This window comes from Sinorhizobium sp. 6-70 (assembly GCF_030124375.1).
GTDB lineage: Bacteria > Pseudomonadota > Alphaproteobacteria > Rhizobiales > Rhizobiaceae > Sinorhizobium.
On record NZ_JASKLS010000031.1, the window covers coordinates 1 to 1,597 of the forward strand.

At 58.7% G+C, this 1,597-nt stretch carries 2 protein-coding genes; both read right to left on the reverse strand.

Going from position 1 to position 1,597, the window contains the following annotated elements; all coding sequences use genetic code 11:
* A partial coding sequence (locus tag QN222_RS30170; RefSeq protein ID WP_283966059.1) for a GTP-binding protein occupies nucleotides 1–770 on the reverse strand: 770 nt, incomplete at its 3' end.
* Nucleotides 770–1,597 (reverse strand): sulfate adenylyltransferase subunit CysD (cysD, locus tag QN222_RS30175; RefSeq protein WP_283966060.1); only part of this gene is annotated, 828 nt, incomplete at its 5' end. The genes cysD and QN222_RS30170, both read right to left, overlap by 1 nt.

The following is a 1,597-nucleotide window of genomic DNA, read 5'->3' on the forward strand; positions in this document are numbered from 1 at the left end:
CGGAAGTTCGCGTCGGGCCGCATGACCAGTTGAACGGGAAAGCGGAACGGCTTCTGCGCCTCCTGGCGATCGAAGTCGATCGTTTCGAGATATTCGAGAAGTGCGGCGCCCTGGTACCAGGGCGTCTTCTCCGAGTTCGCGATGACGTTGTCGCCATAGCGCGCCGAAATGGGTATCGGCTTGATGCTCTGAAAGCCAAGTTCGCGCGCGAAGTGCAGATAGTCTTCCGCTATCCCCTCGAAGACCGTCTGGCTGTAGCCGACGAGGTCGATCTTGTTCACTGCCAGCACGACATGGCGGATGCCGAGCAGCGACGCAATGTAGGAGTGGCGTCGTGTTTGCGGGAGAACCCCCTGACGGCTGTCGATCAGGAGCACCGCAAGAGCCGCGGTCGAGGCCCCGGTGACCATGTTGCGGGTATATTCTTCGTGCCCCGGAGTGTCCGCCACGATGAACTTGCGCTTCGAGGTCGAAAAATAACGATAGGCCACATCGATGGTGATGCCCTGCTCGCGTTCGGCCTCGAGACCGTCCAGGAGAAGGGCGAGATCGATGTCGTCACCGTTCGCGCTGCGCTGCGCGCCGACGCGCCCCAGATTGGCGAGCTGGTCCTCATAGACCAGCTTCGCATCGAACAGCAGCCTGCCAATCAATGTCGACTTGCCGTCATCCACCGAACCGCAGGTGATAAATCGGAGGATCGACTTGTTGTCCTGGTCGGCCAGGTGCGCCTGGATGTCGAGCGGCGCAAGAGAAGGAAGATAGGACATCAGAAGTAGCCCTCCCGCTTCTTCTTCTCCATCGCGCCGGCCTCGTCCCGGTCGATGAGCCGGCTCTGCCGTTCGGAGGTGCGCACCGTCAGCATCTCGCGCAATATGTCGGCGACGGTCGCGGCTTCCGACTCGATCGCGCCCGTCAGCGGATAGCAGCCGAGCGTGCGGAAGCGCACAAGCCGTTCGGTCACGCTTTCCTCTGGCTGAAAAGGCATGCGATCGTCGTCGACCATGATCAGCATGCCGTCACGCTCAACCACCGGGCGCCTCGCCGCAAAATAAAGCGGCACGATCGGTATGTCCTCCGTCATGATATATTGCCAGATGTCGAATTCGGTCCAATTCGAAAGCGGAAACACCCGCATCGTCTCGCCCGGACGAATGCGCGTATTGTAGGTTTTCCAAAGTTCGGGACGCTGGTGCTTGGGATCCCAGCCATGCTGGCCATTGCGGATCGAGAATATGCGCTCCTTGGCGCGCGACTTCTCCTCGTCGCGCCGTGCGCCTGCGAGTGCTGCATCAAATCCGTATTTGTCGAGCGCCTGCCGCAAGGCAACGGTCTTCATGATGTGGGTATGAATATTCGACCCGTGCGAAAATGGTCCGATGCCCTGGTCCAAACCGTCCTGATTGGTATGAACCAGAAGATCGAAGCCGCGCTCTCTTGCCATCCTGTCGCGGAATTCGATCATTTCCCGAAACTTCCATGTGGTGTCCACATGGAGGAAAGGGAAAGGTGGCTTGGATGGAAAAAACGCTTTCATCGCCAGATGCAACAAGACGGAAGAGTCTTTTCCGATGGAATAAAGTACAACCGGATTTGA